The organism is Actinomadura sp. HBU206391 (assembly GCF_014323665.1).
Classification (GTDB): Bacteria; Actinomycetota; Actinomycetes; order Streptosporangiales; family Streptosporangiaceae; genus Actinomadura_C.
On record NZ_JABVEB010000523.1, the window covers coordinates 1 to 1,592 of the forward strand.

Consider the following 1,592-nt stretch of genomic DNA (forward strand, 5'->3'; position numbering starts at 1 on the left):
GTGAGCGAGAACCCGGCTTTGTCGGTGCCGGATGACAGGCTGGCGCCATGCGGTACTCGATCAGCATTCCGAACTTCGGGGAGTTCGCGGCGCCCGAGGTCGTCGCCGACGTCGCCCGCCGGGCCGAGGAGTCGGGCTGGGACGCGTTGTTCCTCTGGGACCACGTCGTCGAACAGAAGCACCTGCGCAGGGAGATCGCGGATCCGTGGATCCTGCTCACCGCCGCGGCTCTGGCGACCCGGCGGATCCGGCTCGGCACGGCGATCACGCCGGTGGCGCGGCGGCGGCCGGCCAAGCTGGCGAGGGAGGTGACCACTCTTGACCGGCTGACCGGCGGCCGCATGATCCTCGGTGTCGGTCTCGGCGCGCCGGTGGACGACGAATACGGCACCTTCGGCGACACGACCGACGCCAAGGTACTCGCCCAGCGCCTGGACGAGGGCCTGCACGCACTAGACCTGCTCTGGTCGGGTGAGCAGGTCACCTATCGGGGCGACCAGATCACGATCGACGACGTCGCCTTCCGGCCGACCCCGGTGCAGCGTCCGCGGGTGCCGATCTGGGTCGGCGGATTCTGGCCGAACAAGGCGCCGATGCGCCGGGCGGCGCGGTGGGACGGGGCGATGCCGGCGATGGTCGGGGCGGACGTCGCACGCCCGCCCGAGGTGGGCGACGTCCAGGAACTCGTGCGGTTCCTGCACGCCCGCCGCGCGGACAACGGGCTGGCCGACCGGCCGTTCGAGATCGCCGTCGGCGGCAAGAGCCCCGGCGACCCTGCGGCCGGTCGTGACATGGTCGGCCCGCTGGCCGACGCCGGGGTCACGTGGTGGGACGAGCGGATGCCCTGGGACGGCGACCTGGAGCGGGCCGAACCGATGCTGCGCCGAATCGAGCAGGGTCCGCCGCGCGTCTGACCGGGCGGCGATGAAGCCGGGGGTCGTGCCGAGCCTCGCCGGAGGGCGGCGCCACGATCACGCTTCGTCGTCTCGGAACATGACGGACCCGCCGAGCTGGGCGACCAGTTCGAGCTGGTCGTAGAAGATGCGGTGGCTGACGATGACGCCGTCCTCGACGATCGACACGCTGCACGCGCGGACGGTGATGGGACGCCGGGTCGCCTCGACGAACTCGCCACCGGGCAGCAGGTAGGGGCCGCTGTGGGTGCCGGTGAGCGTGTACTCCGCCACCACGGTGTCCCTGGACATGGTCACCGACTGGGGCGTGCACATCGAGTCCGGGAACGCTTCCATGAACAGGCCGTAGTAGGAGGCGATCTCCTCGCGGTCCTGCCCGACGCCGTCCGGTGCAACCAGGACGGCGTGCTGGGCGAAGGAGCGTGCCAGCCCGTCAAGATCGTGGCGGTTGAAGTACTTCCCCAGCTGGTCGAGGGGACGTCGAGGGTCGGACTTCGGAAGCTCCTTCTCGGCGGGCTGCGGCCGACTGGGCGATCTAAGCCGGTATTTCATGTTTCGTCACGATAGCCTGATTCAGCGTGGTTCGGTGGGGCCGACGGAAGCCGCCCACGGCGGGTCGCGCCGTGGGCGGCTCCTGTGGCCTCAGCCGATCGCGCGGTCGGTGGGTCCGGACACTAC

Annotated in this window: 2 protein-coding genes; one reads left to right on the forward strand and one right to left on the reverse strand. The window is 70.7% G+C overall.

The genetic code is table 11. The features are described from left to right. Positions 1–47: 47 nt before the first annotated feature. Positions 48–914: an LLM class flavin-dependent oxidoreductase gene (locus HKK72_RS39065; RefSeq protein WP_187239402.1), complete on the forward strand. Its 867-nt coding sequence runs from the start codon at positions 48–50 to the stop codon at positions 912–914. A 57-nt stretch (positions 915–971) separates the two neighbouring features. Here the strand turns inward: HKK72_RS39065 and HKK72_RS39070 are convergent, their stop codons facing one another. After that, positions 972–1,466 carry an ester cyclase gene (locus tag HKK72_RS39070; protein ID WP_187239403.1) on the reverse strand — a complete coding sequence of 165 codons (495 nt, stop codon included), beginning with the start codon at positions 1,464–1,466 and terminating at the stop codon, positions 972–974. Positions 1,467–1,592 lie beyond the last annotated feature (126 nt).

Coding starts and splice junctions, on each gene's coding strand:
- HKK72_RS39065 (WP_187239402.1), top strand. CDS start 48: ATGCGGTACTCGATCAGCATTCCGAACTTCGGGGAGTTCGCGGCGCCC.
- HKK72_RS39070 (WP_187239403.1), bottom strand. CDS start 1,466: ATGAAATACCGGCTTAGATCGCCCAGTCGGCCGCAGCCCGCCGAGAAG.